The 15,912-nt window shown below is 47.5% G+C and carries 16 protein-coding genes and 1 tRNA gene; 7 read left to right on the top strand and 10 right to left on the bottom strand.

The window, feature by feature from the left end:
* Positions 1 to 4: 4 nt before the first annotated feature.
* The 6 genes from MKQ68_RS01675 to MKQ68_RS01650 form a co-directional block, all read right to left on the bottom strand.
* Positions 5 to 2,398, bottom strand: a complete 2,394-nt coding sequence (locus MKQ68_RS01675; RefSeq protein ID WP_264281807.1) for an argonaute/piwi family protein — start codon at positions 2,396 to 2,398, stop codon at positions 5 to 7.
* Positions 2,331 to 3,362, bottom strand: coding sequence for a PD-(D/E)XK nuclease family protein (locus MKQ68_RS01670; protein ID WP_244837147.1), 1,032 nt, complete (start codon positions 3,360 to 3,362; stop codon positions 2,331 to 2,333). The genes MKQ68_RS01675 and MKQ68_RS01670 overlap by 68 nt, the downstream gene beginning before the upstream one ends.
* A gap of 20 nt (positions 3,363 to 3,382) precedes the next feature.
* Positions 3,383 to 3,991 carry a hypothetical protein gene (locus tag MKQ68_RS01665; RefSeq protein WP_244837148.1) on the bottom strand — a complete coding sequence of 203 codons (609 nt, stop codon included), beginning with the start codon at positions 3,989 to 3,991 and terminating at the stop codon, positions 3,383 to 3,385.
* Positions 3,988 to 4,608: an RNA polymerase sigma factor gene (locus MKQ68_RS01660; RefSeq protein ID WP_264281806.1), complete on the bottom strand. Its 621-nt coding sequence runs from the start codon at positions 4,606 to 4,608 to the stop codon at positions 3,988 to 3,990. The genes MKQ68_RS01665 and MKQ68_RS01660 overlap by 4 nt, the downstream gene beginning before the upstream one ends.
* Before the next feature lie 894 nt (positions 4,609 to 5,502).
* A tRNA-Gln gene (locus tag MKQ68_RS01655) sits at positions 5,503 to 5,573 on the bottom strand.
* Between the two features lie 223 nt (positions 5,574 to 5,796).
* Positions 5,797 to 6,282: a hypothetical protein gene (locus tag MKQ68_RS01650; protein WP_244837150.1), complete on the bottom strand. Its 486-nt coding sequence runs from the start codon at positions 6,280 to 6,282 to the stop codon at positions 5,797 to 5,799.
* 317 nt (positions 6,283 to 6,599) lie between these two features.
* Here MKQ68_RS01650 and MKQ68_RS01645 point away from each other — a divergent pair, with 317 nt between their 5' ends.
* Genes MKQ68_RS01645 through MKQ68_RS01615 form a run of 7 tightly spaced genes read left to right on the top strand, consistent with a single transcriptional unit; the run spans position 6,600 to position 12,788 of the window.
* Positions 6,600 to 7,232 carry a hydrolase gene (locus MKQ68_RS01645; protein WP_264281805.1) on the top strand — a complete coding sequence of 211 codons (633 nt, stop codon included), beginning with the start codon at positions 6,600 to 6,602 and terminating at the stop codon, positions 7,230 to 7,232.
* Positions 7,233 to 8,597 carry an alginate export family protein gene (locus tag MKQ68_RS01640; RefSeq protein ID WP_264281804.1) on the top strand — a complete coding sequence of 455 codons (1,365 nt, stop codon included), beginning with the start codon at positions 7,233 to 7,235 and terminating at the stop codon, positions 8,595 to 8,597.
* A gap of 15 nt (positions 8,598 to 8,612) precedes the next feature.
* Positions 8,613 to 9,311, top strand: coding sequence for a M17 family peptidase N-terminal domain-containing protein (locus MKQ68_RS01635; protein ID WP_264281803.1), 699 nt, complete (start codon positions 8,613 to 8,615; stop codon positions 9,309 to 9,311).
* A gap of 13 nt (positions 9,312 to 9,324) precedes the next feature.
* Positions 9,325 to 11,178: an amidohydrolase gene (locus MKQ68_RS01630; RefSeq protein ID WP_264281802.1), complete on the top strand. Its 1,854-nt coding sequence runs from the start codon at positions 9,325 to 9,327 to the stop codon at positions 11,176 to 11,178.
* Between the two features lie 12 nt (positions 11,179 to 11,190).
* Complete coding sequence (locus tag MKQ68_RS01625) at positions 11,191 to 11,622, top strand: DoxX family protein (protein WP_264281801.1); 432 nt, start codon at positions 11,191 to 11,193, stop codon at positions 11,620 to 11,622.
* 11 nt (positions 11,623 to 11,633) lie between these two features.
* Positions 11,634 to 12,107 (top strand): Dps family protein, encoded by a 474-nt coding sequence (locus tag MKQ68_RS01620; protein ID WP_264281800.1) that lies wholly within the window; start codon positions 11,634 to 11,636, stop codon positions 12,105 to 12,107.
* A 6-nt stretch (positions 12,108 to 12,113) separates the two neighbouring features.
* On the top strand, positions 12,114 to 12,788 hold the full coding sequence (locus tag MKQ68_RS01615) for a YoaK family protein (RefSeq protein WP_264281799.1): 675 nt from the start codon (positions 12,114 to 12,116) through the stop codon (positions 12,786 to 12,788).
* 63 nt (positions 12,789 to 12,851) lie between these two features.
* On the opposite strand, the gene MKQ68_RS01610 is transcribed toward MKQ68_RS01615, so the two are convergent.
* From MKQ68_RS01610 to MKQ68_RS01595, 4 genes are all read right to left on the bottom strand, one after another.
* Positions 12,852 to 13,226 (bottom strand): VOC family protein, encoded by a 375-nt coding sequence (locus MKQ68_RS01610; RefSeq protein ID WP_264281798.1) that lies wholly within the window; start codon positions 13,224 to 13,226, stop codon positions 12,852 to 12,854.
* A gap of 149 nt (positions 13,227 to 13,375) precedes the next feature.
* The gene (locus MKQ68_RS01605) at positions 13,376 to 14,248 is read right to left on the bottom strand and encodes an AraC family transcriptional regulator (RefSeq protein WP_264281797.1); all 873 of its coding nucleotides are present in this window, start codon (positions 14,246 to 14,248) and stop codon (positions 13,376 to 13,378) included.
* Positions 14,249 to 14,394: 146 nt separating this feature from the next.
* Entirely contained in the window at positions 14,395 to 15,321 is a 927-nt protein-coding gene (locus tag MKQ68_RS01600; RefSeq protein WP_264281796.1) for an AraC family transcriptional regulator, read from the bottom strand.
* A 131-nt stretch (positions 15,322 to 15,452) separates the two neighbouring features.
* The gene (locus MKQ68_RS01595; protein WP_264281795.1) at positions 15,453 to 15,854 is read right to left on the bottom strand and encodes a response regulator; all 402 of its coding nucleotides are present in this window, start codon (positions 15,852 to 15,854) and stop codon (positions 15,453 to 15,455) included.
* Positions 15,855 to 15,912: the final 58 nt, after the last annotated feature.

The following is a 15,912-nucleotide window of genomic DNA, read 5'->3' as shown; positions in this document are numbered from 1 at the left end:
ATTTTTAGGCCACATGGGCGTGAGGAATGGTGCTTTCTTTTTGACGGGTAGTAGCAAGATCATTTTCATGAGCCACATCACGGATCAATGTATCAATCAGCTTCAGCGGTAGCGGCAACGAGGTTGGCCGGTCAGGTGAAGAGAAAGTGATCTGTGTTAAGGTAAAAATGTCCTGTAACGCCTGCTTGAAATCAATGTTTCCACAAACATAACTCGCATGTAGGGGTTGCGAAGACCCGGGTACTGTGTAAGGATACCCGGTATTGAAGATAAATGCATCTCGCTTGTTTGTTTCTTCCAGATACAAGTAGGTACCACAGTCCGGATTATACAGAGAGCGCTGCCTTTCATTGTAGGTGGCCACCCGAATAGGAACGGCTGAAGTCTTAGCTACATTAATTACGCCCGTTTGTACATTAGCACTGTCTATTAAGTTCATGTTATCCAGTTCCCATAGAGCGGTCTGAAGCGCCTTCTCTTCTTCCCCATAACTAATTCCATCACGCAGAATAACTATGCTGCGTGGCTTATCCTGACAAACCCTTAAATGGCGTGCAAGTACATCTCTGATCTTGTCTGATATTACTCTATGAGAAATCTTTTCATTGCGGTATGTGCCTACAGCCTTTGCTACCTGATCAATTTCAAAAACAATTTTTTCCCCATTGCCAAAGAAAAAGCAAAAGCCGGCATAGAAATCATGGGCATCCACACCAATATAGATATCATTGTGTAGAGGTTGGGCTAATGCGAAAGGCCATTTACGATTGATAATTAAAAACTCAAACAAGGTGTTGGACAGGTACGACCTAAAAGGACGCTCAAGATTATAAGGGACGCTATAATGTAATGGCTGGCGGACATCGGCGCCCAATTTCAGAAATCCTTTTAGTTTGTCTGCGCTTATACATTTTACCTTTACCACATTAAACAATTCTTTTTTAGCAACTTGGTGGAATGCCCTGTTAAAGCGCCCTCCGTCTCCATTATTTTCTGGAAGCACCAGCAGGATGCTGGTACCATTCATGTTATGCTTCTCGATATACTGCTTTAGCTCAGCAAATACCATATGGGCATAAGGGCTAGAACGCATTGAATAATGATGCAGGGAACAACCTGGAAAATGGGATGCAATTTGTTTCATTCCCTTTTCAAAATGATATTTTACAGCTTGGCCGAAATTTAATGGAAGCGTATCGGGTAGCAGAATATGGGCAGGTGTAAAGGCATGCTGGTTGATAATGCCGTGCTTATATATAAATTCCCTACGTCGTTTCGGAAAATTATCCAGAGGATGACCATAACTGCTGGCTGCCTGTAGGGGATCCAAAATAATACCTTTTCCGTATTTGAGTGCCGGCAAGGGAAAGGTATAGCAAGGTTTACTCTGCGATTTTCGATCTACTTGTAGGCGAACACCGTTAAAATCCAGCGACTGAAAAAAGCTTTGTACAAAGGCCTCTACACGCGTGAAACGTTTATTTGGTTCATTAATGGAGTGCCGATGTAATTCATCTTCCGCAAAACGAATTCGTTTGGCCAAGCAAGATGCCCCTGAAAGCACACGCTCTGAATTACCTCCGCTGGTATGAAAAAATGTGGGGCACTGGGGACGCAATGGTACTCTCCGGGTGGCGCTGCTATACTTGCCTTCTTCTTGGATATATCGTAGCACGCTCATGTTTTTGCCCCTAACACTAATTTGGTGTTGATTGATCGAGGCACCGGCTGATTTTCCTTTTACAGTATACCAATTATCCCCATTCAGGTATAAGAAATTACGATTGGCGATGTACTCGCTATGCTTTTCTTTAGGAAGATTCGCCAACACTTGATCGAGCGTTTTACGATCAGCGTAACGGTGCGCCAGATCGATACAGAAAAAAACATTGTCTTTATCCTGGGCTAACACTCTAAACTTAAAGCCAGGATAGATATCTGTTTCGATGTCACCGGAAAGGTGCATCGGGGTTTTCTTTAAGAAATTACCAGCCCCACCGTCCCAAAGTTGGGGATGGTGGTTCAATTGCCAATCAACGGCGCTCTCCAAAAAACGTGCAGCCAGCTCTAGTTGTGCGCTGTCCATATTGGCGTTATTAACCTCAAAAATACCCTCAAGTGGCGTAAGCGTAATGTTAAGTGGGCTACCAGGGATTATCTCACCTCGCAGCTTCGCATCCGCTTTGACTGCTACATACTTTTTCCCATTGTGCACTGTTACGACCGCCGGTCCTTTAGTGGCGTAAACCAAATGAGTTACAGCATGGTTGAATGCACGGTATTGCCATTTAGCATCACCGTCAGCTCCCTGCACACTAATATCTATCAACCTATACTGAAACCTGAGTTTTTGCCAGTTGGTGATTTTGAACCAGTTTATAATATTCGGGCTCATCATACCTGTTATTATTAAGTATTAAATGAATGCAAAGTGACTTAAACTTACAGAAAACACAGGTCTCACGCTTGTCTGTGGTCTCGTAGTCTTCTATGTTCAGTTCATTCCATTTTTTGTCAGAGGAAAGTTGTTCCTGTTCATTGCGAAATCTATACACATGGTCTAATGCACCGGCCGTGCTCTCCCTAGTGAAGGCGTGTTCTTTTATGTTTCCGTTCATAAGGTTAATCTCAAATAAAGAAACATCTCCTCTAGCAGGGAGCCCCCATCCTTTTTTCTCTGCATCTTTTTTGATGTTGTGATAGGCAACGATTCCTGCCAGGTATAGCTGATTGGAATAGTCGCTGCTATAACTATCGGATACTTTCCAGTCGATCACATGAATAGATTTACCACTGTAACGAACAAGGTCAATTTGCGGTTTAAGCCGTACTTCACCGAATTGGTAATGCCAATAGTTAATATTAGGCTGCAGATAGTTAGAAGATGATAAATACTCATGCAGAGATTTGCCCATCTCTGGACTTGGGTACTCGGGGATTTGGATAATAATTTGGCGTAGCGTACTGTAAATGGTTTCAACGTCCGATTCCGTGTAAGGCGCACCACTTTCATGAATGTCTAATACCTGAAAAGCTTCACCGGCCTTGCTCTTGGTCATGCCTTTATCACGATAAAGTTGCTGTTCAGAAAAAGCAAATTGACGCCTGGCGATATCTAACATTTCATCTGCCAATGCGTTAAAATCCGGTCGTTGTTTTCTTTGATATATGGCGATCAATTTGTCACTAAAGGCATAGTCAATTAGTGATCCCTGCCACATTTTTAAATTCTTAGACTGAGCCAGTTCAAAGGCTTTCCGGCGAATAGGATGCGTAAAATGGTAATCTGCCAGTTCATGCGCAAAGAAAAATTTGCGATGGCACTGCCTCAGACATGATAGCTTTGATATACTCCATTCCATTTTACTAAATCATTTAAAATTTACACTTGTTGGTAGAGTTCGCTAAGCCTTTGAGTATATTTATCGAGCGCTTCTTTATTTTGATATAGATAGCTTTCATCAGGCTTAAGATGTTTGAAATCACTTTGGTTCAGCACTGGCGTTATTCCCTTTTTGAAAGCTGGCTGTATGGCTGCAGGCATAGAAATAAACATCCGACTTTCAGTTTGCAACTTCTCAAAAGTAGCGGCAATAGCCGCTGTCGCCCTTTCTAGGGGAATCTGTAAGAGCTTGAGTAGTTTCACCAATGATTTAACTGGTACGCTATTGGTAAATATCATATCAGCCTGAATAGCTTCCAGCAATGATGGCGTTAACCCAGTGACATGCTGTAACTCGCCTGTATGGGCGGTGCTGGTAGTCAGCGCTTGCGCGACTAAAGATCCCAGCGTGTCTTGTGATAAAACCTGGGCCAGAGATTTAAGTAAAAGTGCGGCCTTATCAGGAGAAAGAGAGACAGAGGCAGCCTCTGAAAAAACGATTGCGGCCTCTTTCTCCAAATCGGTCCCTAGCTGGCCAGTCTGGTTATCCTGTATAACAAGTCCCGTTAACAAATTGTGAAACGGTGTAGTATGTTTGATCTCCTTCATAATAGAGTATCTTTAAGAATTTCTAATGTTTTCTTTTTTACTTTGGCTTTGGCGCGGTTGAATTTTACTTTCAATTGATTGTTCTCGGTCCCTATCATCTTCGCTATTTCATCGTAACTATAGTTATTCATTCTAAGCATGAGCAATTCTCGCTCGATATCGGAGAGCAGTAGCAATGCTTTTTGCATTGCAAACATTAACTGGCTGCGCTGCGTACCACCATCATTCGCAGGGATGGCAGCAATCTTTTCGATTACATCTGAAAATGCTTCTACAGAAAAATCATCCTCATCCTCAATTGATTCAGTCATCCAGTCCTGCAAACCAACCATTGGCAACTCCTTGTTCTTTCTGGCGCGAAATATTCCTAAAATATTATTCTTATGTATTTTGAATAACCAGTTTAGGAAATGGGCTTGCGACATGAATTCGTAACGTGTGATGACACGCCCTACTGTCTCCAAGGTCTTATAGAGCGCCTCATAGCTATCATCCTCGCTGAGTTGCCAGCGGTGGCAGGCATAACTATAAAGTTGCCCGCCATACTCTTGATAAAGCAATGCCAACCCTCCATGTAGATCTTGCTGAAATTGTGATATGATTTCTTGGTACTTCACTTGATGTATATTGTTCGTCTATATTAATTATGCTTTTAGGTTACAATTATTATAATAAAATGATAATCAACCTATTATATTCTATTTTTATCTGACTGAGCATCATAACTTTATAAAGTTGCGTATTTAAGTTTGCTTTTTGCGTATAAGACCTGACTTTTCAACCTGCAAAGCAAACAAGCCGCAATGTCTCCAAGACTTCATAGCAACATTCAGCTTTCGCGCCAAACCTATTTAAAGACCATTAGAATACAGCCGTAAGGTCAACGGGATTCGTGCAGCTGTATAATTGTTAGGCTGAAGGTTGCCCCAAGGGGCTTTTTGGAGGGTATTTTAAGGTAGTACCCTTGAAAAGACAAAATCCGCTACAAGCGAGTACTGTAGTAGATTTTGAGCGATTCAACAGAATAAAATTTAGTACTGTTTACTATAAAGTTGCCCGCTTGGGTAAGGAATAGAGGCCAGGCGCGGGATGCAGGTGCATCACAAAAGTAGCAAAGTAAAAGGGCTTAAAACAGGTAGTCCCTTAAATCAGGCGGATGCCGGCAAGGGCTTCCCGTAAATAAAACCGTAAATAAATAGAGGGCAATCTGGCGTAAAAAGTAAGGGTACAGGAACGGGAGAGCAGGTGCGGCCAAACACGTCTCAGCGGGTATCAACGGGGGAAGGATCAATCAACTACATAATGATTGACAGCCTGGTTACACGGCGGCCAATGCCGAAATATCCCGTAGATAAAACCGTAAATAAAAGCGTAAAACCAATGGCTCTAAAGGCTGTTTTTGGGGGTAGATCAGGGGACTACCCTGAAAAGACAAAATCCGCTACAAGTGAGACCTGTAGCGGATTTCCAGTCATTCTGCAGAAACAAAATTTGGTTCTGTTTCTAAAAAGTTACCCGACCTGGATTCGAACCAAGACAAGCAGAACCAGAATCTGCGGTACTACCATTATACTATCGGGCAATCTCTCTCCGGACTTGCGTTTCCGCTTCCTTCGAGGTACAAAGTTACTAAATCAAGTGTATTTAGTCCAAATAAAAACAGCAGTTTTTTAAGCCTTCCTGTTTCTCAGCACCTCTGCTGTTAGCAGCCGATCCGCTAGCAGCTTGCATTACAAGCCACCGCTCCGCAAAACCGGGGTGCAAATATACGGATGCTTTTGGAATTACAAAATTCAGCAGGAAAATTATTCCTCGTCGTCGTACATCTCTCCTTCGGAAAGATCGTCAACCGATACAGGCGTTTCCCCATTGAACAAAACGGATACACCGTAAGGTTCGCAAATCGGTAAGTCGCCTTCAGAAAAATGGAGTAACCATTCTTCACCAGGATAAAATATAAAGGTGGGTGAGTATACAGGGAATTGATCGGGGGTCATCGCCACCAGTTCTTCACCGGCTTCTGCATCCAGACCAAAAAATGCGGGATCGGCTTTCAGCTGCGCCTGCAAAAACAGGATGCCGTTATCCAGCCACTTATCTTCATTACCAACAATACTACGGCAATGGTCCATGTTGATCACCGACAGATCGCTGCTGCCTTCCAGCATGATGTTCACCGGCACTTTTCCGTCCGTTCTGCCTTTCCACAGATAAATATCTTCTGGGCCGCTATACAGCTCCAAATTGCCCAATACTGGGTCCTGTAACGTTTCTCCGGTAAATTTTTCCATCGGCAACAATTTAATTCAATTATTGGAATTTTTGATGCAATCTGTATGAGAGGCGGAATCCGGCGGGTTTCCGGCCGCCCCTACGCTTAGCAAACCTCGGGATCATGGTTTCCTGCGCCAAGTTAGTAAGAAAAAACACAACATGCCGGCTAATTTATTCAAAATGTATAACCATTGCTATCATTTATCCATTGTACCACGTCCGCTTCCGATCTACTTTTACACCACGGTCCCAATTACATCATTTCCTTCAAAGCCACACGCGCTGTAACCAGCGCCAGGCCTTGTATTACCAAAAATTAAAAGCATTAAACATCATGACAATTTCATCTAGACTGCTGGATCCTTCTAACCACACGCTTGTAATGATCGACTTCGAAAGCCAGATGGCCTTTGCGGTAGCCAATATCGATATCGCGATACTGCGCGCTAATACGGCGGTCATCTCCGGCGCTTCCAAAATCTTTAACGTACCTACGATCGTTACCACCGTAGCAGAAAAATCCTTCGCAGGCCCGGTGTTCCCGGAAATCGAAGAGGTATATCCGCAGGCAACTTCCGGTTATATCGATCGCACTACCATGAATACCTGGGAAGACAAAGCGGCGTATGAAGCCATTACCGGCACTGGTAAAAAGAAGCTGGTGTTGGCAGGCCTGTGGACGAGTGTATGCATTGTTGGTCCGGCATTATGCGCACTGGCAGAAGGTTACGAGGTATATATCATTACTGATGCCTGTGGCGATGTGAGCGACGAAGCGCATAACCGTTCGGTTGACCGTATGGTGCAAGCTGGCGCACAGCCAATCACTTCTATCCAATACTTGCTGGAACTGCAGCGCGACTGGGCACGCCAGGAAACGTATGGTGCAGTTACTTCGCTGGTAAAACGTTTCGGTGGTGCTTACGGCATCGGCATTCAGTATGCCCACAACATGCTGGCGCACTAAATGAAGCAACTATTCACTTACATGATTGTTGCGCTGGCCTGCCTGGTGCAACAATCATTATACGCCCAACAATTTAAGCTGATGCGATTCAACGAAGATTATAATTACCTGTCCACCGATACGGCCCGCAGCCGGTATCAGCAGGTGAAATATCTTCCCCTGGGGGATGCGGCTTCGTTGTATGCATCGTTTGGCGGTGAGGCGCGGTACGAATATGTGCTTACGAAAAATGAAGACTGGACAAAAAACGGACAAGGGACCGACCAATACACGCTGCATCGTTACCTGCTGCATGCCGACCTGCACCTGGGCAAATCGGTGCGGGTATTCGCGCAGCTGGCCAGCGCTTTTCAGTTGGGCGGCCAGTTCGAGCCAGGACCGTTGAATGAAGACAAACTCGCCATCCAAAACCTTTTTGCAGATGTAAGCCTGACGGATAAACTCACCTTACGCCTCGGCCGGCAGGAGCTGGATTACGGCACAGGCAGACTGATCTCCGTTCGCGAAGGCACCAACGCCCGCAAATACTTCACCGGTGGCAAAATCATTTATAAAAGCGAATGGTTTGGGGTGGATGGGTTTGTGATGATGAACGACGACATTCATCCCGGCGTGTTCGATAATAAGCCGTCCCGCGAAGCAAACCTCTGGGGCGCTTATGCCTGGCTGGCGGTGCCTGCAAGCGGCAACTTCGACTTTTACTACCTGGGCACGCACCGCGACGAAGCGATCTTCGAAGAAGGCACGGGTCGGGAAGACCGCCATACTATCGCCACACGTTACTGGAAATATGGTGGTGGGTTCGTTTACAATATAGAAGCAGCCTACCAGTTCGGCCGGTTCGGCACAGGCGACATCAGCGCCTGGACGCTCGCCATCGACATCGGGCATACGTTCGGGCAACTACCCTGGAAGCCCTCGCTGAACCTACGTAACGATTACATATCCGGCGATAAAAAAGCCGGTGATAATAAACTGCAAACGTTCAATCCGTTGTTTCCGAAAGGAGGTTACTTCGGCTTCAATCCGCGTGTTGGCCCCGCAAACCTGATCGATATACACCCTTACCTGGGACTAACGCCGTCGGATAAACTTTCGGTACAGGCAGATGTGGTATTCAACTGGCGGTATTCACTGAACGATGGAATTTACCGGCCCAGCGGGAACTTTAACACGGCTGGCTCGGATGCTTCGGGGCGCTACATCGGTGCGGCTTATTTGCTTAGCGGTGATTATGTTTTTTCGCCTTTCATAAAATTCAGTTGCGGCGCACAATACTTTCAGACGGGCGCCTTCATCCACTCCATTGTTACAACACCTGCAAACTCTTTTTTCTTTAACACGCAACTCACTTTCAAATTCTGACCTAAACGCTGGTTTATGAGAAAAGCTTTTTTATTCACCCTGTTATTCTCGGCCACAAGCCTCTTCGCTCAAACACAAAATTTGCCTGCTGTTGGCACGTCCACCATCATTGGTAAAGTTGATGGAATTGAAGTGGAAGCCAAGGTGATGAGCCCTTCCGCCCAGGCCACGCCCCTGCAGGTGGCCTGCCTGTTCGAATACACGGAAAATGATCTTACCAATCCGCCCGCCCTGCCGGCAGCGCTTAACGGCATGCTTCACCTGGATGAGGCTTTGCATGGCATCATTACAGAACTGCGCAAAAGTGGCAAGTTTACCGGTCATGCTTATGAAACTTTGTTGATCACACCACCGGCGGGAACGATTCCGGCTAAAAAATTACTACTGGTAGGTTTGGGCGACCGCAACAAATTCGACGCATCTATCATGGAAACAATTGGCAGCATCGGGATGCGTGAAGCGCTCCGGCTGGGCGTTACGTCTTACACACACGCCAGCGACCTGAAAGATGAAGGTGTGGGATCTAATACAGAACTGGTAGCTGGCAATGTGCTGAAAGGCGCTATCAGTGCTTATCGCACACAGGTATTCCTGAAAGAGAAAAAGATGTCGGACCACAAGCCGCTTACGAAAGTGACGCTGCTGGCCGGCCCTGCTTTCTATAAACCTTCCGGCGAGGCTTTAAAAGAAGTGATCGCCACTTATCAAAACTAAACTACACTGTCAAATGAAAGCCGACATGATCCTGTACAACGGGCGCATTCATACCGTTGACAAAGACAACAGTTCCGCCACGGCCGTCGCCATTAAAGACGGCAGGTTCGTCGCCGTGGGTGACGACTTTACCGTGATGCAGCTGGCCACCGAAAAAACGGAACTGATCGACCTGAAACGCAAATGTGTAATTCCGGGTATCAATGATTCGCACACACACCTCATCCGGGGCGGACTTAACTACAACCTGGAGTTACGGTGGGACGGCGTTCCTTCCCTGGCGGATGCAATGCGTATGCTGAAGCACCAGGTGGACCGTACTCCTTCGCCGCAATGGGTAAGGGTTATTGGCGGTTGGTCGATCTTCCAGTTTGCGGAACGCCGCATGCCTGCACTGGCGGAAATAAACGAGATAGCGCCCGATACACCGGTTTTCATTATGCATCTCTACGACAGGGCGCTGCTGAATCGGGCAGCGTTGAAGGCGGTCGGCTACACACGCGACACTCCTGCGCCTCCGGGCGGCGTGATCGAGAAAGATGCGAACGGCGAGCCTTCCGGGCTGCTGCTCGCCGCGCCCAACGCCATGATCCTGTACTCAACGTTGGCCAAAGGCCCTAAACTGCCTTACGATCACCAGCTTAATTCCACCCGTCATTTTATGCGTGAGCTGAATCGCTTCGGCATCACCAGTGTAATTGACGCCGGCGGTGGGTTCCAGAATTACCCGGATGATTATAAGATCATTGCCGACCTGCACGAGAAGAACGAACTCACCGTCCGTATCGCATACAACCTTTTCACACAACGGCCGAAACACGAAGCGGAAGATTTCGATAGCTGGGTAAAATCCGTCAAACTGCACCAGGGCGATGATATGTATCGCCATAATGGAGCCGGAGAAATGCTTGTATTCTCCGCCGCCGATTTCGAAAATTTCCTGGAGCCAAGGCCTGATTTACCCGAGAACATGGAAGCCGACCTGGAAAAGGTGGTACGCCTGCTCGTCGCGAACAGGTGGCCTTTCCGTCTGCACGCCACGTACAACGAAAGCATCACCCGCTTCCTCAATGTGTTTGAAAAAGTAAACCGCGACATCCCGTTCAACGATTTGCATTTTATCATCGACCATGCCGAAACGATCGATCAGCGCAACATCGAAAGGGTGCGTAAACTGGGTGGCGGTATCGCTATTCAGTCGCGTATGGCCTTCCAGGGAGAATATTTTGTAGACCGTTACGGCAAACACGCCGGTGGTAAAACGCCGCCGGTAAAACAGATGCTGGAAATGGGCGTACCTGTTGGCGCAGGCACCGATGCCACCCGTGTTTCCAGCTACAACCCCTGGGTTGGGCTGTACTGGCTGAGCGCAGGTAAAACCATCGGAGGCCTTCAGCTGTACGACGATAACACTAAACTGAGCCGCGAAACGGCATTGGAACTTTATACGCGTGGCAGTGCATGGTTCTCTAACGAACAGGATAAAAAGGGCATGATCAAACGCGGCATGCTGGCAGATCTTGCCGTATTGGACACCGATTATTTTACCGCGCCGGACGAAGCCATTAAATTGATTGAATCCGAATTAACCGTGGTAGGCGGCAGAATCGTATACGCGAAGGGCGAGTTTTCTTCCTTCGCACCGCCAACACCTCCTGTGCTGCCCGACTGGTCGCCCACCAAAGTTTATGGAGGTTACTTTAACCCCAAAAATAAACAGGCCGATACAATGGCCACAGCACACATCTGCTCCGGCAGCTGCGACGTGCATGGCCATGACCACGACATAGCCCGCAACAGCGACATCGCCGTAAACAACTACACCGCCTTTTGGGGCGCGTTGGGCTGCTCCTGCTTTGCATTTTAAATAGAGAATGATATGACGATGATGGAATTACTGAATACACTACTACACACTGACCTGGGCAACACCGTAAATAACTGGGCCATGCTGGTATTTCGCATACTGCTGTCCATACAGCTGTTCCGTGTGCATGGTCTCAAAAAATTTACAGGTGAAGAAGAAGTGGTACCCAATCCTTTAGGGCTGCCTCCCAAGCTGAATCAAATGATGGCCGTGGTGGCAGACACTGTGGTGCCTGCACTCGTGACACTCGGACTCGGTGTGCGACTGGCAGTGTGGCCAACGATCGGCGTAACCGCAGTGGGCTACTTTATCGTACATCGCCGCGATCCGATCGCGATACGCGATGTGCCTTACGTGTACACGATCTGTTTCTTACTGATAGGCATTCTCGGCCCGGGCACCCTGTCGCTCGACCACTATTTATACCATCTCTTAAATCAATAAAAATAAAGAATATGCAACCACACATTGGTATTTCTCCGGAAAACCTGGCCAGCGTTTCGCTGACCCTCAGCACCATCCTGGCGGATGAATTTATGCTCTACGCAAAAACGCGCAGCGCGCATTGGAATATCGAAGGCGCGGACTTTTACAACAAACACCTCTTCTTCGAAAGCCAGTACGAAGCGCTGGACGAGATCATGGACGAGGTGGCAGAACGCATCCGCTTTCTCGGTCACTACGCTCCTGCAACCCTGCACGAATACCTGCGACTGACACACTTCTCCGAAAGACTGCCGGATGGTAACACTTCAGAGATCTTTATTCGTCACCTGCTGGAAGATCACGAAAGCCTGATCATTAAACTGCGCGAAAACATTAACCGTTTTGCCAACGAGCTGAAAGACAGCGGTACCAGTGACTTTATCACAGGCCTGATGGAAAAACATGAAAAAATGGCCTGGATGTTAAGGGCGCATCTAAAATAATAAACTATGGAACAGCCTAACACCATCCGGTACATCACGCTGCTGTTAACATTCTGTGCTGGCTTCTGTGATACCGCTACTTTTGTGGCGGCCGACGAATTGTTTTCCGCACACGTAACGGGCAACTTCATCGTTTTTGCTTACGACCTCGTACACTATGAGAAGTCGCAGGCATGGATCAAACTATTGTCGTTCCCCGTTTTTATTGTATCTGTAAGTATAGGCGGCCGCATTATCGCCCGCACGGCCAACCGCTACACCGTACTCGCCATCGAAGGCCTGCTGATGCTCTCTTGCGGACTTACCATCCTGGCCATGGAATACTTCGCCCCCATCCCATCGGGAACGTTGTTTACCATTGCGCTGGCACTGGTGTTCGCCATGGGACTACAGAATGCGTTTAGCCGGTTGTATACAAAAGAAACGTACGGGCCTACCACGATCATGACAGGCAACGTTACACAACTCGCGCTGGACCTCGAAATGGGCCTCCGCACCCAATTCGACGACTCCGTAGGCACTGCGCTGAAGAAGCAGGCCTTCACGCTCGGCGGTTTCCTGGGAGGTTGCCTTTGCGGTGGGCTATTGGCAAAGCAAATGGGCCTCGGGTCTGTGGCTGCGCCTGGCGTTTTGCTGCTGCTGATGTGCGTGGCATTATTTCCTTTGGGGAGAAAAGATTAAGATCATTAATAAATAAGGGCTGACCAAAAGTATTGGTCAGCCCTTATTTATTCAGTCGCTAAACTACTTCGGCTGATACCGCACAATATCAATCCCCACCCCGTTCGGGTCCACAATCGCAAAATGCCTGTCCCCCCAGGGCTCATCCCGTATCTCGATGGCAATAGGAATGCCCTTCTTTTTGATCGCCGCATACAATTCATCTACTTCTTCCACCTCTATGGTCAGGTACACGCCCTCGCCTTTGAAAGCCTTGTGAAATAACGGTTGCTGCGAAGGATGCCCGGGCAGCAGGAAGCTCAACTCAGAAGCACCACCCGGCGCATGCATCAACAAATAAAATTCATTCTCGAAGGTGACGCCGAAGTTCAATACTTCTGTATAAAATTTCTTCGTAGCCGCGATCTCTTTCGTAATAATGCCTGCATTAAGTTTCATAACATTCTTTTTTGGTTTGACTTGCGCCTTTGTGCCAACGGCCATTCCCATCAGCAGCAGGAAACAAAGAAACGGTTTCATAACAATTGATTTAATACTCCAAAGTTCATGCAATCAGCAACAAGAACATTGTAAAAATCGGACAAACATCAACGGCCAAATGCGCGGGACGGGGTAACGCCGTAGAAATTGCGGAAAGATTTGATGAAATGCGCCTGGTCGTAGTAGCCCACGTCGAAAAACAGTTTGTTCTGACGCAAACTTTGTACGGACGGCCTTGCACGCAAAATATGCTGGAACCTCACTACCTGGCTGAATATCTTGGGAGAATCGCCCAGGTAATAACCAAACAGGCGACGCAGCTGCCGGGGACTAATGCCCGTATCCAATTCCTTTTCCACATCCAGCACGCCGCAGCGTTCCAGGATGCGCGATAATGCATCGTACAACCGTACGTCGTAGTTAAATGGGGTACCTGCTATCACTTCCAGGAAATAGCTGTCCAGCAGAGGCTTCATTTCTTGTAGAGAAATACCAGGTGCAAAACGGTAACGAATGAACGTAGCGGCGGCGGGCAACACATCTGCCAATGGGGTGGCGGCATTACTCAGCGAAGCGGCGTCTACGCCGTATAACTGGGGAAATATGGTAGGCAGGAAACGGATGCCTGCATAATGAAAGGTCTTATCCAGCGGAAACTCCGTGTACTTGCGGCAAAAGCCCATCACGAATTGCTCGGTGTCATGCCCCGGTTCAAAGAAGATGTCGATACAGCCATCGGCGACTACGCGGTATATGAAATCTGTATCAAGCGGCCGGGTAGTTTTCAGTTCCCAGTAACAATAAATGTAGTTACGCAAACGCTCGTCAGGCGCCAGCTCGCGGTAGGTCACGTCGGTGCCGGACTGTTTCACCGTGGGCTGAACAGGCATGTATAACTGGCGGATGTAGGCAGGCGCTTCCATCCTTGAAAAATACGCATTTTCCCCGACAGGTAAGTTCACATAGTAAGCAGGCAACATGTTGCGCAGTTGCTCATGCGCATGTGATATACCTGATAATCGAATGAAAATCAAAAGGGCTGCATCAAAAGTAACATTGTGATGGCAGAGAATTTCTTTAGCACGATTCTAATCACCTTCAAACCACTTTTGGTGTACCCTCTTTTTTATCTCGCCACTTCCAGCCCATTGCGGAAACTGGTAAAGTTCACCCCCGTCTTCGCCTTAAAGTATTTCGAGAAGTGTGCAATGTTATCGAATCCCAGGTAAAACGCGATCTCCTTCATACTTCCGTTTGAAGAAATCAGTTGTCTTTTCGCTTCGTTGATGATCTGTTGCTGTATATGATGACTGGCTGTAAAACCGGTCACTTTTTTCACAGAGGTGTTCAGGTAATTGGGCGTTACGAGCAGCTCCGATGCATAGTCAGACACTTTCTTTTTCGTCAGGAACTTCTTTTTCAGCAGATGCCTGAACCGGATCGTTAACTCCCCCTCGCGCGTTACCACCGGCGACGGAGCGATGGCATCGAGGCCGCGTGATACGTAAATCATCATCATACTTAACAACTCCGTCAGCAACTCCGACCGCATGCGCTGGCTGCCATAATACTCCCGCTTCATCTTCCTCACCACATCTTCCAGGTCTTCCTGCAATTCACGATGCACATCCAGTGTAAGTGCTTGCATGTTCATATGATGCTGCTCCAGCAAGCCGGCAATCTCCTTCAGGTGACTGGTCACATATAAAAAGTCGGGGGAAAAACGAAGGTAGTAGCCGGTGGCACCAGGCTGTAACTGGAACCGGCGAAGTTGCCCGGGCGCCAGGATGAACAATTGCTGCGGTTCCACATCGCGCACACCAGAATCGGCCTGCACGGTGCCAGTGGCCGATTTGCACCAGAGCACCTCGAACAGGTCGAGCCGCCGCGCCTCATGATCGTCCATGAATTGCAGGGCAGCATTGCTTTCCAGCGAAAAAAGTTCAAATTGTGGGTGACTAACGGTAGCAGGTTGCGCGTCCCGTTCTCTATGGTGATTGGCAGTAAAAATGATCCCATTGCTCATATATGCAGGCCCTTCAGTGAGCCGCATAAGCTTTGCAATTCAGATGCCGGAGTTGCAACTGATTGATTTACAAAAAGTAATGTCGAAAACAGGGAGAAATATTAGCGAAATATCAAGAATACACGAAGGCGATTCATGATATTTCGCTAAAAAATATCCTAACAAGGGAAAATGTCTTCTTCCATCAGCTCGTTGATCGACTGGCAAAGCTGCGAGCGGGTAAATGGTTTTTCCAGGAAGATGTGTGCGCCACTTTCCAGCGCTACGTCTTTCGCAGCCGCGTCCATACCGGAGATCATAATGATCTTGGTATCGGGGTAATTATCTTTGATGTAACCCAGGAAATCGAGTCCGTAACCATCCGGCAGGCGGTTGTCAAGCAACACTACGGAAGGCTGATTTTGTTGAAAATATTCTACAGCATCGGCAATCGTTTTTACGTGTTCTACTTCCATTTTACGGCCGTCGAGCAGCAGGTTAATGAGCAGGCACATCTCGCCTTCATCCTCTATAATCAATAACTTCTGAGCGATAGCAGCGGTTGCAGTATTGTTTGGCATATCAGTCTGTTTTAAGGTGACAGGATCAATATCTCCGAAAACCGTACCAACACCCCGT

The sequence above is a fragment of the Chitinophaga horti genome (assembly GCF_022867795.2).
Taxonomy (GTDB): Bacteria; Bacteroidota; Bacteroidia; order Chitinophagales; family Chitinophagaceae; genus Chitinophaga; species Chitinophaga horti.
Note: the sequence above shows the minus strand (reverse complement) of the source record. Positions and strands in the feature narration are given on the sequence as shown.

Coding starts and splice junctions, on each gene's coding strand:
- MKQ68_RS01675 (WP_264281807.1), bottom strand. CDS start 2,398: ATGATGAGCCCGAATATTATAAACTGGTTCAAAATCACCAACTGGCAA.
- MKQ68_RS01670 (WP_244837147.1), bottom strand. CDS start 3,362: ATGGAATGGAGTATATCAAAGCTATCATGTCTGAGGCAGTGCCATCGC.
- MKQ68_RS01665 (WP_244837148.1), bottom strand. CDS start 3,991: ATGAAGGAGATCAAACATACTACACCGTTTCACAATTTGTTAACGGGA.
- MKQ68_RS01650 (WP_244837150.1), bottom strand. CDS start 6,282: ATGGAAAAATTTACCGGAGAAACGTTACAGGACCCAGTATTGGGCAAT.
- MKQ68_RS01645 (WP_264281805.1), top strand. CDS start 6,600: ATGACAATTTCATCTAGACTGCTGGATCCTTCTAACCACACGCTTGTA.
- MKQ68_RS01640 (WP_264281804.1), top strand. CDS start 7,233: ATGAAGCAACTATTCACTTACATGATTGTTGCGCTGGCCTGCCTGGTG.
- MKQ68_RS01635 (WP_264281803.1), top strand. CDS start 8,613: ATGAGAAAAGCTTTTTTATTCACCCTGTTATTCTCGGCCACAAGCCTC.
- MKQ68_RS01630 (WP_264281802.1), top strand. CDS start 9,325: ATGAAAGCCGACATGATCCTGTACAACGGGCGCATTCATACCGTTGAC.
- MKQ68_RS01625 (WP_264281801.1), top strand. CDS start 11,191: ATGACGATGATGGAATTACTGAATACACTACTACACACTGACCTGGGC.
- MKQ68_RS01620 (WP_264281800.1), top strand. CDS start 11,634: ATGCAACCACACATTGGTATTTCTCCGGAAAACCTGGCCAGCGTTTCG.
- MKQ68_RS01615 (WP_264281799.1), top strand. CDS start 12,114: ATGGAACAGCCTAACACCATCCGGTACATCACGCTGCTGTTAACATTC.
- MKQ68_RS01610 (WP_264281798.1), bottom strand. CDS start 13,226: ATGAAACTTAATGCAGGCATTATTACGAAAGAGATCGCGGCTACGAAG.
- MKQ68_RS01605 (WP_264281797.1), bottom strand. CDS start 14,248: ATGTTGCCTGCTTACTATGTGAACTTACCTGTCGGGGAAAATGCGTAT.
- MKQ68_RS01600 (WP_264281796.1), bottom strand. CDS start 15,321: ATGCGGCTCACTGAAGGGCCTGCATATATGAGCAATGGGATCATTTTT.
- MKQ68_RS01595 (WP_264281795.1), bottom strand. CDS start 15,854: ATGCCAAACAATACTGCAACCGCTGCTATCGCTCAGAAGTTATTGATT.